Source organism: Paenibacillus sp. OAE614 (assembly GCF_040546645.1).
Classification (GTDB): Bacteria; Bacillota; Bacilli; order Paenibacillales; family Paenibacillaceae; genus Paenibacillus_AQ; species Paenibacillus_AQ favisporus.
Genome location: NZ_JBEPOD010000001.1, coordinates 3,601,209 through 3,619,284, shown reverse-complemented (window position 1 = coordinate 3,619,284; position 18,076 = coordinate 3,601,209). Strand labels below are relative to the sequence as shown.

At 47.3% G+C, this 18,076-nt stretch carries 20 protein-coding genes; 18 read left to right on the top strand and 2 right to left on the bottom strand.

Annotated features, from left to right (window positions below; translation table 11 throughout):
* Positions 1-232 precede the first annotated feature (232 nt).
* From ABIE48_RS16575 to ABIE48_RS16515, 13 genes are all read left to right on the top strand, one after another.
* The gene (locus tag ABIE48_RS16575; RefSeq protein ID WP_354519308.1) at positions 233-2,530 is read left to right on the top strand and encodes a helix-turn-helix domain-containing protein; all 2,298 of its coding nucleotides are present in this window, start codon (positions 233-235) and stop codon (positions 2,528-2,530) included.
* Between the two features lie 190 nt (positions 2,531-2,720).
* Positions 2,721-3,707, top strand: coding sequence for an ABC transporter permease (locus ABIE48_RS16570; RefSeq protein WP_260869126.1), 987 nt, complete (start codon positions 2,721-2,723; stop codon positions 3,705-3,707).
* Between the two features lie 59 nt (positions 3,708-3,766).
* Positions 3,767-4,600 (top strand): carbohydrate ABC transporter permease, encoded by an 834-nt coding sequence (locus ABIE48_RS16565; protein WP_186325789.1) that lies wholly within the window; start codon positions 3,767-3,769, stop codon positions 4,598-4,600.
* A 25-nt stretch (positions 4,601-4,625) separates the two neighbouring features.
* A complete protein-coding gene (locus ABIE48_RS16560; protein WP_145018481.1) occupies positions 4,626-6,170 on the top strand; it encodes an extracellular solute-binding protein in 1,545 nt (514 codons plus the stop codon).
* Positions 6,171-6,193: 23 nt separating this feature from the next.
* Complete coding sequence (locus tag ABIE48_RS16555) at positions 6,194-6,964, top strand: SDR family NAD(P)-dependent oxidoreductase (protein ID WP_145018485.1); 771 nt, start codon at positions 6,194-6,196, stop codon at positions 6,962-6,964.
* Between the two features lie 255 nt (positions 6,965-7,219).
* Positions 7,220-7,528 carry a PadR family transcriptional regulator gene (locus ABIE48_RS16550; protein ID WP_313958198.1) on the top strand — a complete coding sequence of 103 codons (309 nt, stop codon included), beginning with the start codon at positions 7,220-7,222 and terminating at the stop codon, positions 7,526-7,528.
* Complete coding sequence (locus ABIE48_RS16545) at positions 7,525-7,872, top strand: DUF1048 domain-containing protein (protein WP_192713879.1); 348 nt, start codon at positions 7,525-7,527, stop codon at positions 7,870-7,872. The genes ABIE48_RS16550 and ABIE48_RS16545 overlap by 4 nt, the downstream gene beginning before the upstream one ends.
* A gap of 12 nt (positions 7,873-7,884) precedes the next feature.
* A complete protein-coding gene (locus ABIE48_RS16540) occupies positions 7,885-8,235 on the top strand; it encodes a DUF1048 domain-containing protein (protein WP_076164788.1) in 351 nt (116 codons plus the stop codon).
* A gap of 15 nt (positions 8,236-8,250) precedes the next feature.
* Positions 8,251-9,009 carry an ABC transporter ATP-binding protein gene (locus ABIE48_RS16535; protein ID WP_192713880.1) on the top strand — a complete coding sequence of 253 codons (759 nt, stop codon included), beginning with the start codon at positions 8,251-8,253 and terminating at the stop codon, positions 9,007-9,009.
* Positions 9,010-9,777 carry an ABC transporter permease gene (locus tag ABIE48_RS16530; protein WP_192713881.1) on the top strand — a complete coding sequence of 256 codons (768 nt, stop codon included), beginning with the start codon at positions 9,010-9,012 and terminating at the stop codon, positions 9,775-9,777. It abuts the gene before it with no gap.
* Between the two features lie 408 nt (positions 9,778-10,185).
* Complete coding sequence (locus ABIE48_RS16525; protein WP_089547588.1) at positions 10,186-10,518, top strand: winged helix-turn-helix transcriptional regulator; 333 nt, start codon at positions 10,186-10,188, stop codon at positions 10,516-10,518.
* Between the two features lie 240 nt (positions 10,519-10,758).
* The gene (locus ABIE48_RS16520) at positions 10,759-11,487 is read left to right on the top strand and encodes an NAD(P)-dependent oxidoreductase (RefSeq protein WP_192713882.1); all 729 of its coding nucleotides are present in this window, start codon (positions 10,759-10,761) and stop codon (positions 11,485-11,487) included.
* Positions 11,488-11,500: 13 nt separating this feature from the next.
* Entirely contained in the window at positions 11,501-11,959 is a 459-nt protein-coding gene (locus tag ABIE48_RS16515; RefSeq protein ID WP_192713883.1) for a DUF2269 family protein, read from the top strand.
* Between the two features lie 48 nt (positions 11,960-12,007).
* Here ABIE48_RS16515 and ABIE48_RS16510 read toward each other — a convergent pair whose 3' ends face one another.
* Together ABIE48_RS16510 and ABIE48_RS16505 are read right to left on the bottom strand one after the other, a co-directional pair.
* Positions 12,008-12,319 carry a Dabb family protein gene (locus ABIE48_RS16510; protein ID WP_192713884.1) on the bottom strand — a complete coding sequence of 104 codons (312 nt, stop codon included), beginning with the start codon at positions 12,317-12,319 and terminating at the stop codon, positions 12,008-12,010.
* Between the two features lie 21 nt (positions 12,320-12,340).
* Positions 12,341-12,910, bottom strand: coding sequence for an NADPH-dependent FMN reductase (locus ABIE48_RS16505; protein WP_192715247.1), 570 nt, complete (start codon positions 12,908-12,910; stop codon positions 12,341-12,343).
* A 197-nt stretch (positions 12,911-13,107) separates the two neighbouring features.
* On the opposite strand from ABIE48_RS16505, the gene ABIE48_RS16500 reads away from it, so the two are divergent.
* The 5 genes from ABIE48_RS16500 to ABIE48_RS16480 all read left to right on the top strand — a co-directional run bounded on the left by ABIE48_RS16500 (position 13,108) and on the right by ABIE48_RS16480 (position 18,061).
* Positions 13,108-13,989, top strand: coding sequence for a helix-turn-helix transcriptional regulator (locus ABIE48_RS16500; protein WP_145018515.1), 882 nt, complete (start codon positions 13,108-13,110; stop codon positions 13,987-13,989).
* A 5-nt stretch (positions 13,990-13,994) separates the two neighbouring features.
* On the top strand, positions 13,995-14,258 hold the full coding sequence (locus ABIE48_RS16495) for a hypothetical protein (protein WP_186325790.1): 264 nt from the start codon (positions 13,995-13,997) through the stop codon (positions 14,256-14,258).
* A gap of 282 nt (positions 14,259-14,540) precedes the next feature.
* Positions 14,541-16,133: an extracellular solute-binding protein gene (locus tag ABIE48_RS16490; protein WP_192713885.1), complete on the top strand. Its 1,593-nt coding sequence runs from the start codon at positions 14,541-14,543 to the stop codon at positions 16,131-16,133.
* 70 nt (positions 16,134-16,203) lie between these two features.
* The gene (locus ABIE48_RS16485; protein WP_192713886.1) at positions 16,204-17,166 is read left to right on the top strand and encodes an ABC transporter permease; all 963 of its coding nucleotides are present in this window, start codon (positions 16,204-16,206) and stop codon (positions 17,164-17,166) included.
* Positions 17,167-17,179: 13 nt separating this feature from the next.
* Positions 17,180-18,061 carry a carbohydrate ABC transporter permease gene (locus ABIE48_RS16480; RefSeq protein ID WP_076164814.1) on the top strand — a complete coding sequence of 294 codons (882 nt, stop codon included), beginning with the start codon at positions 17,180-17,182 and terminating at the stop codon, positions 18,059-18,061.
* Positions 18,062-18,076: the final 15 nt, after the last annotated feature.

Genomic DNA, 18,076 nt, shown 5'->3' with positions numbered 1-18,076 from the left:
AGAGGGAACAGAATTGCCCTAGTCGATGATGGAAATGACCTATTTTTTATAAATCATGCACCATTTAGACTTATTCCTTGTAAGCGTTTCCTGAAATGTGATTAAAGTTCATTGAGGATTGGTATAGACACACTCGAGATGAGGTGCCTCGACGTCACAGACGTAGGCATCTTTGTTCTTTCGGGGCTGGCATCGTGTCATTCCAAATGATGACGAAAAAGGTGTAAAGCAGATGCAGAGAAAAGGGAGATTCTTTTTTAAGTTCCTGATGTCCTACATTGTCGTCCTTATCATTCCTATGCTCGTTGGAATTTACGCTTATGATCAGACTTTAGATGTATCACGGGATGATGCGACCCAAATGAATCTTGCCGTTCTGCGGCAGAGCGATGCCAACATGAACCGCTTGCTCCAAGAAATGCGGGATGTGGTGACGCAATTATCGCTGGATTCGGACCTTCTGCGGCTCATGTTTACAGCTGATGGAGCGTGGTCACCTCAAACCCTGTACCAGTTTTCGCTTCAACGGAAAGAGCTCGACAAGCTGGCGACGAATCGACTGATATCCAAACTCTACGTCCATCTGGACCGCAGCAAGACGGTTTTGTCGCCTGATCTGATTGCCCGTGAGAACGAGCTTCCTTTGCAAATTGGTAATCATGCATTTGACGAATGGTTACATGAAATGAAGCAGAAGGATCAATTAAATCGTTTTGTCTATTTATCGGATGTCACTGACGGGACGGTTACAACCAATTACTTGGCATATGTCAGCTCACTCCCTGTGGGAAGCGGGGGAGGATCTGAAGCGACAGCTATCCTATTGATTGACGAGCAATCGATTACAAATATGCTGGGACCACTACTCGTTCACAGCCATTCTTTCGCGTACATCGCGGATGGCAGCAGCAACATTGTTGCTTCGGCATCTGCAGACGGAAAACCCGTTACACCGATCAATCTGCCTGTTCAAGCGAGCAGCAACTACTTCTTCGAAGACCGTGATGGTCGGCCAATGCTTATTACCTATACAAGGTCTATAGAAAATGACTGGACTTTTATCTCCGGCTTGCCAGCCAGCGTCGTCTTCTCCAAGGCAGAGTTTATTAAACGGATCAATTGGGCGATTGCTTTGACCGCTGTCATGATGACGGCGTTTATTGCCTTACTGTTCGCGTATCGCAACAGCAAGCCGCTGCTCGAGTTGGTGGATACATTGAGAGAATCAGCAGGGAGCACAGACCTCCGGCATAGCGAGATGGATGTGCTGAAATATGGGGTACAGCAAATAATTCATAGAAACCGCAGCATGCATGTCCGAATGAACCGACAGCTGCCTATTCTTCAGGCCGCCTATCTGGAACGGCTGCTGAAGGACGGGTTTCATCATGAAACCGAGCGTATTCAGCATCTGAAAGAAGCTCAAATTGAAATATTCGAGGATCATGTCATTGCGGCTGTCATTCAAATTTACGGGTTGGATTTTGTCTCAAGAGAAGCTCTTGAGGGACAGCTGGACCAAACGGTGGATGTTATTACTGCATTAAATCAATTGTTTCAACCAGGATGCTACGTCCATCAGGTCAAAAGAGACCAGTATGTCTACGTATTCTCCTGGGCAGAGGAAGCTGAAGAACCATCGATGATGTCCTTATTGACCGGGAAGCTGAGCCGGATGCAGCAAGAGCTGCGGCAGCAGAAAAATATCGTAACCGGCATCGGTATTGGGCAGTGCTATCCAAGTTCTTCAGAATTATGGCGTTCATTCCATGAGGCCGTACAGGCACTGGAACGGATTGAGCCCGATTCTCCGTCCCCGTTGCTTGCGTTCCACATGATCCAACATCAGAATGATCAATACTATTATCCGCTCGAGATGGAATTAAAACTTATGAATACGGTCCGGACAGGGGATCTGCAGGGGCTGGAACAGGTGTTTGAACATATAGAGACACAGAATTTCCAACTCAGGAAGCTGAATACGAGTGTCAAGTTAAAACTGCTGGTTGAACTGGAAGGAACATTATATAAGCTGGCCGGTCTAATGAGATATACGCTAAGTGATTCGATATTCAGCGCCGATCCGATGAAGGCTATGCATGGGAATGACAAAGACCAGATCTATCCGCTTTTGAAATCCATAATTGCATCCATGTGCAGCGCTGCACGTCAGAAGCAAGATCATCAGCATAAAAGCATGCTAAGTGAGATCGTAACGCTTATTCACGAGCAGTTCACGGACAGCAATCTGAATCTACGCCGTCTGGCGAGTGATTATAAACAGACAGAAAGCGCTCTTTCGAGTTCTTTCAAAGATCATCTGGGCGTCACGTTCTCGGAATATGTTGAGAACCTTCGGCTGGATAAAGCTTGTAAGCTGCTGACGGCATCCGATTTGGCGATCCAGGAGGTCGCATTGCAATCGGGATACAACAGTGACAAATCATTTCGGCGAGCCTTTAAGCGGGTATATGGCATACTGCCTACGGATTATCGTAAGGCATCTCAAGCCTCTTCTCAGGGGACGTAGAAAAATGGCGTGTATTCGAAAAAAGGTATGTCGGTATCCCGCTCAGCAAAAATCAGCGCTCCTGAAAAGATGGTGTGCCCGCAAAGAAGTGTCCCTTTACGAACTCCAAAAATGTACACTATGGTGTTGTTGAGAGCGCTGTCATGTCAAGGACTCAAGTACAGTAACCGAATGTAAAGGGGGGAACGCCTTGTTAGAGAACGCAGCGATGAAACCTAAACGGGCATCTGTGCGTGTAGGCAAATGGAGGCGGGGATGGGCGAAGGTCCGTAAACAAAAAATGCTGCTGATCCTTCTAATTCCCGCGATTTTGTATTACTTCATCTTCAATTACGTTCCGATGTACGGTGTATTGATTGCATTTAAAAATTTCAAAATGGAAGCCGGTGACAGCTTTTTATCCACGGTCATCCATTCGCCTTGGGCCGGCAGATTTGGACTCGATCATTTTAAAGAATTTATGGAAGGCCCATATTTTTTGAAGCTGCTCAGAAACACCTTCCTGCTAGGCTTCTATTCACTCCTTTTTGGCTTTCCCATTCCCATTATTTTCGCCCTGCTGCTCAATGAACTAAGAAACAGATACTATAAAAGCTTTGTACAAACCATCAGCTATATGCCTTATTTCCTGTCTGTCGTTGCGGTCGTAGGGATGATGAAAATGGTGCTTTCACCCAGCACAGGCATCGTGAATGTCCTGCTGACCAAGATGGGGCTGCAGCCGATTTATTTTATGGCGCTGCCAGAGTGGTTCCGGTTTCTGTTTGTCAGTTCAAGCATTTGGGCCGGGCTTGGCATGGGGGCTGTGATCTACCTTGCCGCATTGTCCAAAGTGGATGACGAGCAGTATGAGTCGGCCGTTATAGATGGCGCTTCACGTTTGCGGCAGATGTGGCATATCACCCTTCCGGCTATCAAACCGGTGATCGTGATTACGCTGATTTTGAATATGTCAGGCATTCTGAGTGTCGGCTCTGAGAAGATCATTCTGATGTATAACCCGCTTACGTATGATACCGCAGACGTATTCTCTACTTTCGTCTATCGAAGAGGCTTGGTCGAGTTGGATTTCAGCTTCGGCATAGCCGTCGATCTATTCAATGCGGTAGTGAATGTTATCTTCCTTGTCACAGCGAATTACATCGCCCGAAAGGTGGCTGATGAGAGTTTATGGTAAGGGATACGTCGTTCAGCTCCCGGATCATCAGTGTCGTTGTGCACACGGTTATGCTCGTCATGATCTTGGTTACGCTTTTTCCCCTGATTCATATTGTTGCAACATCGCTAAGTGATCCAAAGGATATTGCCAAAGGCTTGGTGAGTTTATGGCCCTCCCATATCAATGTGAGCGCTTATAAGACGATTCTCTTTGAAAATGCACATATTCCTCGCTCGTTCCTTAACTCCATCATCATCACGTGTGTAGGGTCCATCTTAAGCGTTGTTGTCACGACCATTACGGCATATGCCCTATCGAAAAATGATTTGATTTTTCGTCCGTTCCTTCTAACGTATTGTATCATTCCGATGTTTTTCACCGGGGGACTAATCCCGCAATTCCTGCTCGTCAAATCACTGGGGATGATGAATACGATCTGGTCGTTAACGATTCCCGGATTGATCAGTACGTGGTGGCTGATGGTCATGATCTCATTCTTTAAAAACTTTCCGGTGGAAATTGAGGAAGCCGCCAAGCTGGATGGCTGTGGCGATTTTCAGACTCTGCTTCGTATTGTCCTGCCTTTGTCAATGGCCGGAGTGGCCACCATTTCTCTGTTCTATGCGGTTTCGTTATGGAATTCGTATTTCACCGCCATGCTCTATATGAACAATTATAACGATTATCCGCTTCAGCTGATTCTACGTGAAATTGTGCTGCAGAGCACTTTAGCCAGTCAGATGGCGGAAGAGGGGAATGCGGTGCTTGCCGAGGACTTGAGCTCAAATCTTACGCCGGAGAGTGTGCAGTACGCTACGCTGTTCATTTCCATTATGCCAATGTTAATCGTTTACCCGTTTATTCAGAAGTATTTTGTACGGGGCATCATGTTAGGCTCACTTAAGGGTTAGTAAATGATGATCAGGGGGTAGAACAATGGGAAAAAGGAAATGGTCGATCGTTCTGTTAAACGTGCTTCTGGCGGGTACGTTGGTGATGTCTGGTTGTTCACAGCAGAAGAGCGCGGACAGTGATGGTAGGGATCCATCACAGAGCAAGATTACGGTCGCGAGTATGTCGAAATACGCACCGAATAAAGTACCTAACCTTTATGTGGAGGAAGTTGAGAAACGGTTCCATATGGATTGGGATTACCAGGCGATTCCGCTCTCCGCTGGCGTGGAGAAGTACAACGTGATGTTCGCCTCGGGGGATTATCCGGACTTTATTCCGAACATGAACAATCCAACCAGTGTGACGAAGTGGGCGAATTCCGGATATCTGCTTCCAATCAGTGATTATATGGATCAGCTGCCGAACTACCGCAAGCTGTTCACGGATGACGAATGGAGCATGATGCTCGATTTCTCCACGGTCAATGGGAAGCTGTACCATCTGCCAAACAAGGTTGTCAGTGATCCAAAGACTTGGATTTATCGTAAGGATTCATTTGACAAAGCGGGCATTACGGCATTCCCTAAAACATTGGATGAGCTGTATGAAGCTTTGAAGAAATTGAAAAAGCTCTACCCCGAATCCGTAGGGATCGGCGTTCGCGGTGGAACGGGGAACGGCGGCATTATTAATCTAATGGACGGCTTCAGGCAGGCGTTTCGTAATCCGGCAAGTCCCGAGGATGGATTCTGGCAGGACCCCGATATGAATAACGAAGTCGTGTATAGCCTTGCAACGGATAAGCAGCGTAGTATGCTGAGCTTTCTGGCGAAATTGTACAAAGAAGGGCTCATTGAGCCGGAATTCGCTACCTTGACTGAAGATCAATGGAAAGCGAAGCGGCTGACAGGCAAAGTGCTGATTGATTTCCAATGGTCCAGTCATACGGTAGATCCTAACTATGCCCTAAATGATATTCCGGGGGGACAATGGGACTATAGCCGCTTTTTGCCTGCCGCTTCCCCGGATCAGCCTGCGTTAGAGTTCAAGCCAATGAGCTTTGCTTCTTTTGGACCTGTGTTCAGCAGCAAGCTGGCGGATGAGCCGGAGAAGCGGAACAGTCTGTTTCAATATGTGGAGTGGAGCGCGACGGAAGAGGGGCAGTTATTCCATACGATGGGACTGGAAGGAGTGACCTATGAGAAAACAGCGGACGGTAACATTGAGTACAAGGATGGGTTGAATCGTAAAAAGGTGGCCGAACAATACGGCTTCGACTATATCTTGAAACAGAGTGATGCCGCACTGGCAAGTGATCCTCTATTCCTGAAAAAGCAGGAAGCGATGGAAAACATGAGCGATGTCTATAATGTGACGCCTCGCAGCGTTCATTTGACAGCAGAAGAACAGCAAACGATGAATACACTCGGCAGTGCCTTAAAAGATGTGGCGTACCAGTTTGCGACCAAAGCCGTCATGGGAATTGTGGATGTAAATAGCGACAAGGTGTGGAACGATTATTTGGGTGATTTGGAGAAAGTGGGACTGAGCCAAGCGCTGGATATCTATAAAAAATATTGGAAATAAGCATAAGGCAGGTGAACCAGGGTATGCGGTTAAAGGATAAGGTTGCTCTCATTACCGGGTCCGGGGCGGGAATCGGCAAAGCCATTGCACAACGTTTTGCAGTGGAAGGGGCAACAGTCATTATCAACGATGTTTCGGAAGAAGGGGCAAAGGTAGAAGCGGATATTGTTGAAGCAGGCGGTAGAGCATATTTTATGCAGGCGGACCTGCGCAGTGAGCAGGAGGTTCAATGCATGCTGGAAACGGTTCGCGAACGTTTCGGCCAACTGGATACCTTGATCAATAACGCAGGTGTAAGAGGAACGAGTCATGTTGTAAACACATCCGAGGAGGAATGGGAGCGAATCATCAATACGAATCTTAGAGGTGCGTGGTATTGCTGTAAATATGCGATTCCGCTCATGATCGAAGGTGGCGGAGGCTGTATAGTCAACATGTCCTCGACACATGTCATGCGGACGCAGCAGAATCACTTTCCATATCACGCAGCCAAAGGCGGCATGCACGCGATGACACTCGGCATTTGCATTGACTTTGGGGCGCAGGGCATTCGGGCGAACAATTTGTGTCCCGGTTTTATATGGACTCCCATGTCTGAGAAGTTCTTGAGTCAGTTTCCAGACCGAGCGGATAAAGAGCAGGCGATGCTCGCAACGCATCCGGTCGGTCGTTTTGGAACGCCAGAAGATGTCGCTCAGGCTGCCTTGTTTCTCGCTTCCGATGAATCCGGTTATATATCGGGAACTTCTTTGATTGTGGACGGTGGACGATCTGCGTATCAAAAGGCAGACTGACATCAATAACATACACACTGAAAAGCCGCATGCTTGCGGCTTTTTGTATTCTAACGATAAATGTCCATATCAATCCCCAAGGACTATTTTTAGCTTGTGATGGAAAATCAAATGTAAGCCTATTTTTGATAATGCGACGAGAAACGCCGTTGACAAAACCAGCTACTACGTGTTACTTTATAGCGGTAGTAAGTATTACTTCATACCAGTCTCACAGAATAGCAAGGAGCGATTGTGTTGGAAAATTTAACGGAAATGCTTAAAGGCGTGCTTGAGGGCTGCGTCCTTGAAATCATAAGCCGCCAAGAAACCTACGGCTACGAAATAACGCGGCAGCTGAACGCCCTCGGCTTCACAGATGTTGTGGAAGGAACGGTATACACCATTCTGATCCGGCTTGAAAAAAACAAGTTGGTGGAGATCACCAAGAAACCATCCGACATGGGACCGCCGCGAAAGTTTTTCGCGATCAACGACGCTGGGCGTGAGGAGCTGCGGAGGTTCTGGGAAAAATGGGAGTTTGTATCATCCAAAATAAACGAGTTAAAGGAGAAGGAAAAATGAATTTTTGGGAAAAAATCACCGGCAGCGACATGACCAAAGAAATGAAAGCTTTTGAATCGCGAGCCCAAAAGCTGCCTGCCGATTATCAAGCGGCGTGGAAAAAAATTAATGCCAACCTTTGGGTGCATTCCGACTTCACCGGCCGCAACCTCATGCCGATTCTTGACGGTGTGCTAGGCCTGCTTGAAGAAACGGCGGCGGACGGCCAGCGTGTTCAAGAGGTTTTGGGTGACGATATCCAAGGCTTCTGTTCAGCGCTGGCCGGCGAAGAAGGGGCAAAGTCTTTTCGTGACAAGTGGCGCGAGCAGCTCAACCATAATATCGCCAAAAAATTAGGCAAATAGGAGGAGGATCACATGAGTATACGAGATATCATCGAAGGCAAAAAAGAGTGGCGGGCGCACGTGGCGCGAGTCAAAGCGCTCCCGCGGGATTATCAGATTGTGTATAAGGAGATTCAAAAATATCTCTTTAAAGTAGGCCCTGTTGAGCTAACCGAAGGGACCGGCTTACTCTCGGGAATCGTCGATCTTTTTGAAGAGGGCGCAGCTGTGGGGAAAGGCGTGCTCGAAGTGACGGGAAGAGACGTAGCGGCTTTCTGCGACGATCTCATCAAAGATTCAAAAACTTACGCTGACATCTATCAGGAAGCGGTTGCCCGAGAAAGTAACAAGGCCATAAAAAAGGCAACGGATAAAACAAAGTAAAAGAGGGATACCCGGATGGAAAAACCAATTGAAGTGAAAGGTCTGCGAAAATCTTTTAAGGACACAGAAGTTCTAAAAGGCGTCGATCTTGAAGTGGGGCGAGGTGAGATTTTTGCCCTGCTCGGCTCCAACGGGGCGGGCAAGACGACGATGGTCAGAATCCTCACCACGCTCCTCAAACCGGACGGAGGGACCGCCACCGTAAACGGCTGTGACGTCGCATCAAAGCCCGACCGGGTACGACAAATGATCAGCCTGACTGGGCAGTTTGCCGCCGTGGACGAAATATTGACGGGACGGGAAAATCTGATCATGATCGCCAAGCTGCGGCACCTCAAAAATCCGCGCCAGGTCGCGGATAGTATGCTGCAACGCTTCGGCTTGACGGAGGCCGCTGACCGCAAGGCATCTACTTATTCGGGAGGGATGCGCCGCAGACTCGACATCGCCTTGAGCCTTGTGGGCAATCCGCAGATCATTTTCCTCGACGAGCCGACTACCGGGCTTGACCCCGAGGCCCGAATCGAGGTTTGGAAGACCGTCAAGGAACTTGCCGGCGGCGGCACGACGATCTTCCTGACCACGCAATATTTGGAGGAAGCGGAGCAGCTCGCCGACCGTATAGCCATTCTGCATGAAGGCAGGATTATTGCGAGTGGCACGCTCTCGGAGCTGAAAAAGCTGTTCCCATCCGCAAAGGTGGAGTATGTAGAAAAACAGCCGACATTAGAAGAGATATTCCTCGCAATCGTCGGAAAGAAGGAGGCTATGTAAATGGAGACAGTCAAAAATCACTTTTTTAGCGATATGGGCGTTATGCTTGGACGTTCCATGCGTCATATATTCCGCAGCATGGACACCATCATTACAGTCTGCATCACACCGATTGCGATGATGCTGCTGTTTGTCTATGTGTTTGGCGGCGCAATCCACACCGGAACGGATAACTATGTGAACTACCTGCTGCCCGGCATCCTGCTGATTGCGATTGCGAGCGGGATATCCTATACGGCTTACCGCCTGTTTATGGATAAGCAGCGGGGCATCATTGAGCGGTTCCACTCCATGCCGATTGCGCGTTCCGCCGTGTTATGGGGGCATGTGCTGACATCGCTGGTATCCAACATGATTTCTCTTGTCGTCATCATTCTCGTAGCGCTCCTTATGGGTTTTCGTTCCTCGGCAGGGGTTCTGTCATGGCTCGCTGTAACCGGTATACTCGTGCTGTTTACACTGGCTTTGACATGGGTCGCAGCGATTGCCGGATTGTCCGGAAAAACGGTCGAAGGGGCCAGCGCATTTTCCTATCCGCTGATCTTCCTGCCATTTATCAGCTCGGCCTTTGTGCCGACCGATTCGATGCCGAAGGTCGTTCGGGCTTTTGCCGAAAACCAGCCGGTAACCTCTATTGTAGAAACCATCCGCGCTTTATTGTCAAATCAACCGGTAGGCAATGATATCTGGATTGCTCTAGTATGGTGCGTCGGCATTATGCTCGTAGCTTATGCCTTTGCGATGAGGGCGTACAAAAAGCGGGCGTAGCATGGTCTTCTCCATCCTTCCTGCCGTCTCGAATTCAGCAAACCTTCCATGAGACGGATCATTGCATACATTTTTATTCTCGACTTCTGGGCTGCGGTCTACCGTGCAATCATAGATTACACAGATGGCACTGACGCGGGCTATTAATAAAACAGCAGCAGTCTGGACTATTGTTTTCTCGTCCTTGGCTGCTGCTTATTTATTGGTGACAATAGGGGGATTTTTGCTTGCGCCCAGGCACCACTGCCGGACCTCACTTATCGAACACGGAAGAAAACACCAATATTTTTCTGTTCATTCGGGATGAGGTTTGCCAGTACGGTTCAGACGGTTATGGATTGACTTGATTGTAGGGCTATTGTAAAATTTTGTTATGTACTTACTTACAGGTAAGGGGATGATTCATCAATGATTCATCAGCGTGAATGTCCGATTGAGACCATCATTCATGTATTAAGTGGCAAATGGAAGCCGATGATTTTATGGCTTTTGATTGATTCTACAAAGCGATTCAGCGATCTTGAAAAGCTTATCCCTGATGTTTCGCAAAAAATGCTTGCACAACATCTCCGGGATTTGGAACGAGAAGGCGTAGTCGATCGAACGGTTTACCCGACAGTCCCTCCAAGAGTAGAATATTCCCTTAGTGAATACGGCCAAACCTTGATTCCTGTTGCGGAAGTCATGTGTGCTTGGGGAGAGAATCATAATAAGCGGAAGTATGAAGAGCCGGCGTCATAAAGCGGACTTAATGAACTTGTACACGAATTCAATCAACTCGAAATAAAAGCTGCCACGGGATTCCTGGGCAGCTTTTTGCTTCCCTGCAGTCACACTCCTGAAAAAAGCATTGTATCCCTTTCCGTCATACTTACTTTTAAGTAAGTCCCCTACTTTAAAGTGGGTTCTTAACATCCTTTTGAAGCGATGCTAAGCTTGAGCTAACCAAATATTGGGACCCATGAAGAGGAGGACATAACGATGAGAATCATTGTTTTTGGAGCGACGGGGAATACAGGGAAAAGAGTGTTGGCACAAGGGATACAAATGGGGCATGAAATGACCGCATTTGTTCGAAATGCTGAGAAGCTTTACGATCAGCTGGGTGAGCATTCCGAAAAGCATGTGAAGGTGATCGTGGACGATATGATGGACCAAGTAAGCGTTCGTGAGGCACTTGTGAATCAAGACGCCGCTATTATTGCAGCCGGCCATGCCGGGCAGGGTGAAGAGTTTGTACGTATCGTCGATAACATTATAAGCCAGTGTGAATTGGAGCCTAGTTTCTCCGGGCGGGTATGGGTGATGGGAGGAGCCGGCCTGCTGGATATTCCATATACGGATCTGATCGGCAACAATTTACCCGGCTTTCCGCCTGAGTATAAAAACCACAACCGGAATTTCGAAAGGCTGCAGCGGACGGACCTCGATTGGACCATGATGTGTCCGGGAACCATGACAGATTCGAGAGACCATTCAGATTCTGCTCATTTGCATGTCACAACGGAAATCTTGCCCGTTCCGATGCAGGAGACGATTAAGGACTTTTCCGACGCAGAGATAGCCGGTCACTTGTTCAGCAGATTTCAAGAGCTGAATGTGGCTTATGACGATGTCGTAATGTGTATGTTAGACCATCTTGAACTCGAAGGATCGTTTAAAAGAAAAAGGGTCGGTCTAGCCTATCAAAGCCATATTGCAGTGAGCTGAGGAGGAGGGGATGATGGGTTTATTTGGATTACTGCTCGTTTTGCATATATTGTCTTCGATCGCTTTTATCGGCCCCACTTTCGTAACGCCTATCATTCGGAGATCCGCCAGAACGGTCGGCCAGCTGCATTTTGTTTTAGGTATAACGGCCAAACTGGCCATCATTACTAAAATTGGTGGAACCGGACTTATTCTAACCGGGGTTGGGCTTATGATCATAACCAAGATGGGGTTATCCCAAATGTGGCTGAATGTATCCATTCTCTTAGCGCTTCTCATGGTTGGACTGATCGACGGATGGATCGAGCCGCGTATGAAAAAGATCAGAAAAACTATATCTGAGCGTCAAGACCAAGGTAATGACATACCTGCCGAATTCGGACTGCAGTTAAAAAAGATCGTGCCCATCGAGATGGCAGCCATGCTGCTGATGATTGCCGTATTGGTGCTCATGGTCGTTAAGCCATTTTAAAAGCCGCATAACTGCGGCTTTTTTTATTAACAAAATATGTGTATTCTTCTAATCCTGACCTTTCCAGGGGTAGTCCATAACGATAATCCCTTCAACATATGGGCCAATCGTCTGCAAAAACTCTTGATGCAGGGGATGCTGAATATAGTCCTGGCAAGCCTGTTGATTCTCAAAAGAGACGCGGATTCCCAGCGTATACTCCTGCATATGCTCCTTCTCCTCCGTAACGTTCATTCCAGCGCTAATTTCTGTGATACCCGGAATGTTTCCCTTAAAGTCATACACTTGCATGACGGCTTCTTCTTTTTTTGCAGTCGAAACATCGGGCTTGAATTTCAATAGTACAATATGCTCAAACATCTTTTTCCTCCAGATTCTCGTTTATACTTGACTTTGCAGCTGCTTTAATCGGGATTGTTCCTTTGCCCATTTCACGAAATTCCCGGATACGAGATCCAGGTGCTTAATCGTAGGTTCATCTGTCAACTCACTCTTCTCATTAAATTTCTCATGCACAAGGCCGATGTAAACTTCATTTCCCGGTAACAGCGGCGATGAAATGCCGGAAGCAAACAATATATCACGTAGATGGCCCTGAGCTTTCACCGATCCCAGCAGACCCATGGAAGAGCCTACGATCCAAGAGGGCTTACCGACCATCACTTGGTCAACGCGGGATAACCAGTCAATTGCATTTACCATGACACCTGGAATGGTTGAATTATACTCAGGAGTGACCCATAACACCGCGTCGGCTTCAGCGACTTTGCCCTTGAAATCGATAACCGTCTGCGGCGGAGCGGACTCCATATCCTGATCGTAAAAGGGAAGATCCCGAATATTCAACACATCCAATTGGAAAAGATGCTTATAACGATGTTGAATATAGTAAGCTAGCTTTAAATTAAAAGATTCCTTGCGGATGCTGCCGACAATGGCGGCTACTTTCATTGTCATCACCTCAATCAGATTGGTTCGAATGGAAAAGAACAGGTTGGGGCATTCATCACTGTCTTATCCATTCTTGCTTTTCCTCCTTTGGAGGACATAAACTGAGTTTAATGAAACCTGAAGAGGCTAGGAAGAGATCTGGTTATCGTAGGATTGGGAATCCTACGTTCATGAATATAGTAGGGGGCATGGGGATTATGTCGAAGAGATTGGACCGTTACGAGGAATTATCTCGATTTTTACGCTCACGGCGAGAAAGGATAACACCTAAGCAAGCAGGATTACAGGATTCCGGACGCAGACGTACACCTGGACTTCGCCGAGGTGAGGTGGCTCTGTTGGCAGGTGTGGGATTGGATTGGTATACCTACTTGGAACAGGGGCGTCATATTAACGTATCCGTAGAAATCCTTGATCGGATAGCAGAAGTGCTCCGGCTAGATGAATCGGAACGCAGACATCTGTACCATCTGGCCCGTAAGCAATATCCCTTGGTTGAAACAAAGAAAACATCTAAGGTTACACCGGAACTTCAACGCTTTCTAGATAGCCAAAACCTGTCCGCGGCAAATGTCATGGATGCGCGTATGAACATCATTGCCTGGAATGAAGCTTATTGCGCGTTGAATGGGGAGCTGGCCTCTATGTCAGATCGGGAACGGAATTTCGTATGGATGACGTTTACTTCACCCCGCTTCCGTTACGCTAAGGGAGAACAATGGGAAATGCATGCGCGACGGATTGTCGCTAATTTTCATGCCGGTTATGCGCGTCACGGTGACGACCCATGGTGGTCCGAACAGTTCGACGCCTTGTCCCAAGTTAGCAGGGAGTTTCGGGAGTTTTGGGATGATCATGAAGTACTCGATGCCATAGATGCTCCAAAGACGCTGCACTGTCCGAATCTCGGGAAGTTGAATTTTGATCTTGTTTCGTTTCAGTATTTACATGATCCGAATTTGACCGTCTCCATTCATGTTCCTCATCAAGATGGCACGATGGAAAAAATGCAGCGTTTACTAAGTGATTATCAGAGCAGCAGGCATGCTGAGGCACTTGAAACTTCTCGAAGAGTTTAGTTGTGTTGGCCGGCCAAATTCATAATATTTTGATTGCCGCTGGCCCATACCGCGGTCATGACCAATTCGGTAATCTTCCACTGATCGTGTTCTTTCACGAAGCGGAACATACAGATGAGCTCATTCATTCGCATAAAGTTACAAAGGCAGAAGCTCAAGGGGGACTCCAGGATCCGGCAGTCGAATCTTTTTTTGTTGGAACTGAAGCTCAGTTAAGCAAAAACCCGAATGTGGTTTATCCCCCAGATGTGAATCCCATAAACGATTAAGATGAAGATAATAGCCGCACACCTGCGGCTTTTTGTATTCTAAAGATAGATGTTCCTGTCAAATCCGACGACAACAACAGGTTACGCAGCCGAAGAAAGACAAGGAAACCAACGCGTTTTCGTCTATATTCATTAATATGGTCGATTCAGTTTTATTTTCGCAAGTAGTCGATCTTAATAACGGCAAACCTTTTCTGATTTTGTACGATTTCGGGAGAAACCACCATCCTTTATGCTGAATATGGCAAAAGCACATCTAAAATTGAGGAGGAGCTACGATTTATGCAGATGAGCAGGAAAATAATCAATAAGCTTGCACCTGTTTTATGTTTGGGGCTAGCCGCCATAGCGATGGCCGGCTGCAGCAGTGAGGAGACGGCAAAGGGGAGTACGAAATCCGCAGAGACTACCGAACCTTTGAGCCACTTATCGTATTGGAAAGAGATGCATAAGGACGCAGCGGCCATTATGAAAAGCTATGGAGAGATTACCGCCATTAAAGAAATCGAAAAGAACACCGGTGTCACCATCGATTATCAACACCCGGCCCAAGGCCAAGGTGGGGAACAATTCAACTTGATGATGGCCTCGAAATCGCTGCCGGATGTCGTGGAGTATTCGTGGAATAATTATCCGGGAGGCGCTCAAAAAGCGATTCAGGATGGTAAGATCATTCCATTAAACGACTATTTGGATGATGCTCCTAACTTCAAAAAGCTGCTGGACGAGAATCCGGAATGGAGAAGGCAAGCATCTACTGACAAAGGTGATATTATCGGCTTCCCGTTCATCCGCCCCGTTAGAAAACTGCAAACCCACGACGGCCCGGTTATACGTAAAGATTGGCTGGACAAGTTGGGCTTGCCTATTCCTAAAACGATCGACGAATGGTACACCGTTTTGAAAGCGTTTAAGGAGCAAGATCCCAACGGCAACGGGAAGGCGGATGAAATTCCGATCATGGTCGGAGCAGGCGAGCTTGCTTTTACTGGAGTTTTTGGAATCCCGAACGGCTTTTATCATGAAGGAAATACGGTCAAATATGGCCCCGTTCAACCCGAATATAAGGAATACCTTACAACCATGAACCGTTGGTACAATGAGGGCTTGCTGGACAAAGACTTTGCAGCCAATGACAGCAAAATGTACGATGCCAAAATGACCGGCAATCAGGTCGGCGCGGCTGTTATGGCAGTAGGCGGCGGCTTGGGCAGATTTATGGATTTAATGGAGTCCAAGGAACCGCAATTCAGGCTTGTTGCCACACCTTATCCGACATTGAAGTCCGGCGATAAACCGATATTCGGTCAAATGGACAATCAAATTGTAGGCATATTCACGGCTATTACCGGAAGCAACAAGCACGTAGCAGAAACTGTAAAATTCCTCGATTACTTCTATAGTGAAGAAGGACGAATGATCATGAACTTCGGTAAAGAAGGCGTATCCTATACGATGGATAACGGTTATCCGAAGTATACGGACTCGGTCATGAACAATCCGGATGGATTGCCGCTTGCGCAATCTCTTAAACAGCATGTCTTGTCCGCTGATGCCGGTCCGTTCTTGCAGGATGTACGCTACATGGAGCAATATGCGGCCAGACCGGAGCAGCAAGAGGCTTTAACCGTCTGGGCAGAACCTTCGAATGAAAAGAGAATGCCTCCGATCACTATCGCCAGGGAAGACAACAGCCGATATGCCTCGATCATGAACGATGTCGACACCTACAAAAATGAAATGATCGTTAAATTTATTATGGGCGCAGAATCGCTAAATAAGTTCGATGAGTATGTCGCTACCCTGAAAAGCATGGGGCTCGACGATGCGATCAAAATGCAGCAATCCGGATTGGAACGCTACAACAACCGCTAAAAAGCCTACTAAACTGGAGGCGGAAAGCTTGCGGCTTGCCGTTCTCCCGTGTTCAAAGAAGGAGTAAGCCATGCCTAATGTGCAGGGAAATATGGTGACGACGGCAACAGGGAACCGGGCAGACACGAAATGGAGCATCATTAAAAGGGACATGATCCGAAATCGCTACATTTATCTTATACTGCTGCCTGTCATTGCCTACTATATCGTTTTTCATTACGGACCGATGTATGGTCTGCAGATTGCTTTTAAAGATTACGGGCTTGCAGACGGCATTTGGGGAAGTCCGTGGGTTGGTTTCGACCATTTTAAAAGCTTTTTTCGAAATTACTATTTTTGGAGACTGATTCGGAACACCGTGTTGATCAATATTTATGAATTGCTGTTCGCATTTCCCGCTTCGATTATCCTTGCGTTATTGCTTAATGAAATTCGGAAGGGCTATTTTAAACGGATCGTACAGACGATAAGTTACCTCCCGCACTTTATCTCCATCGTCGTTGTGGTAGGGATGATGATCGATTTCTTTGCCCGAGACGGTCTGGTGAATAACCTTCTCCTCATGATTGGACTTCAACCGATTGCTTTCATGCAGGAGCCGGAATGGTTTCGGTTCATGTACATTTCCTCGGGCATCTGGCAAGGAATCGGATGGGGCTCTATCATCTATCTCGCATCTATTGCCAATATCGATCCGACGCTTTATGATGCGGCCCGGATTGACGGAGCAGGACGATGGAAACAGACCTTGCATATTACCCTAACCGGAATTATGCCAACCATTGTGATCATGTTCATCCTCAATATTGGATCCATGCTTTCCGTCGGGAGCGAGAAAATTATCCTCATGTACAATCCGATAACCTATGAGACGGCCGATGTCATCTCCACCTATGTATACAGAAAAGGTATTCTTGGAGCCGATTTCGGTTATACCGCTGCCGTGGGGCTGTTCAATTCGGTCATCAGCTTCATTCTGATCGTACTCGCCAATTCCATTAGCAAACGAGTGAGTGAACATAAATTATGGTAAAAGGAGAAACGATATGCTTCACAAACGCAGCCTGGGTGAATGGATATTTTCCGGCGTCAACACGTGCTTCATGATTCTGCTTTGCTTCGTCACGCTTTACCCGTTCCTTTACGTATTGTTCGCTTCTTTGAGCGATCCTACAGAAATGGCCCGATTTCGTGGCATGCTGTTTTACCCAAAAGGATTTAACTTGGAGGCATATAAAGCCGTAATGGATAATCCGATGATTCTGACCGGTTACCGAAACACGATTTTTTATGTCGCTGGCGGTACAGCCATCAACTTATTCATGACAACACTTGGAGCCTATGCCCTTTCTCGCCGCAACGTCTATTTCAGCAATTCCATCATGTTCATGATCGTGATCACGATGGTGTTCAATGGGGGGCTCATTCCATCGTTTCTGCTGGTGAACAGTCTCGGTATGCTGGATACGCCTTGGGCACTTCTCTTGCCTGGGGCAGTCAGTTCATTTAATTTGATCATTATGCGGACCGCATTTCAAGCGGTACCTGTGAGTCTGGAGGAATCCGCGCGGATCGACGGAGCGAATGACTGGACCATCATGAGCCGGATCATTGTCCCTCTCTCGATGCCCGTTATAGCCGTCATGATTTTGTGGTACGCCGTCGGACATTGGAATTCGTACTTTAGCGCATTGATTTATTTGCGTGACCGGGAGTTATTTCCCCTACAGCTAGTTCTCCGTGAAATTCTGATCTCGAACAGTACGGACAGCATGACGACCGATGCAGCGGCCTCAGATCGGTTAGACATCGGAATCACGATCAAGTATGCGACAATTATCATTTCCACTCTTCCGATATTATGTCTGTATCCGTTTCTGCAAAAGTATTTTGTGCACGGTGTCCTGATCGGTGCGTTAAAAGAATGATCGTCACACGAATCG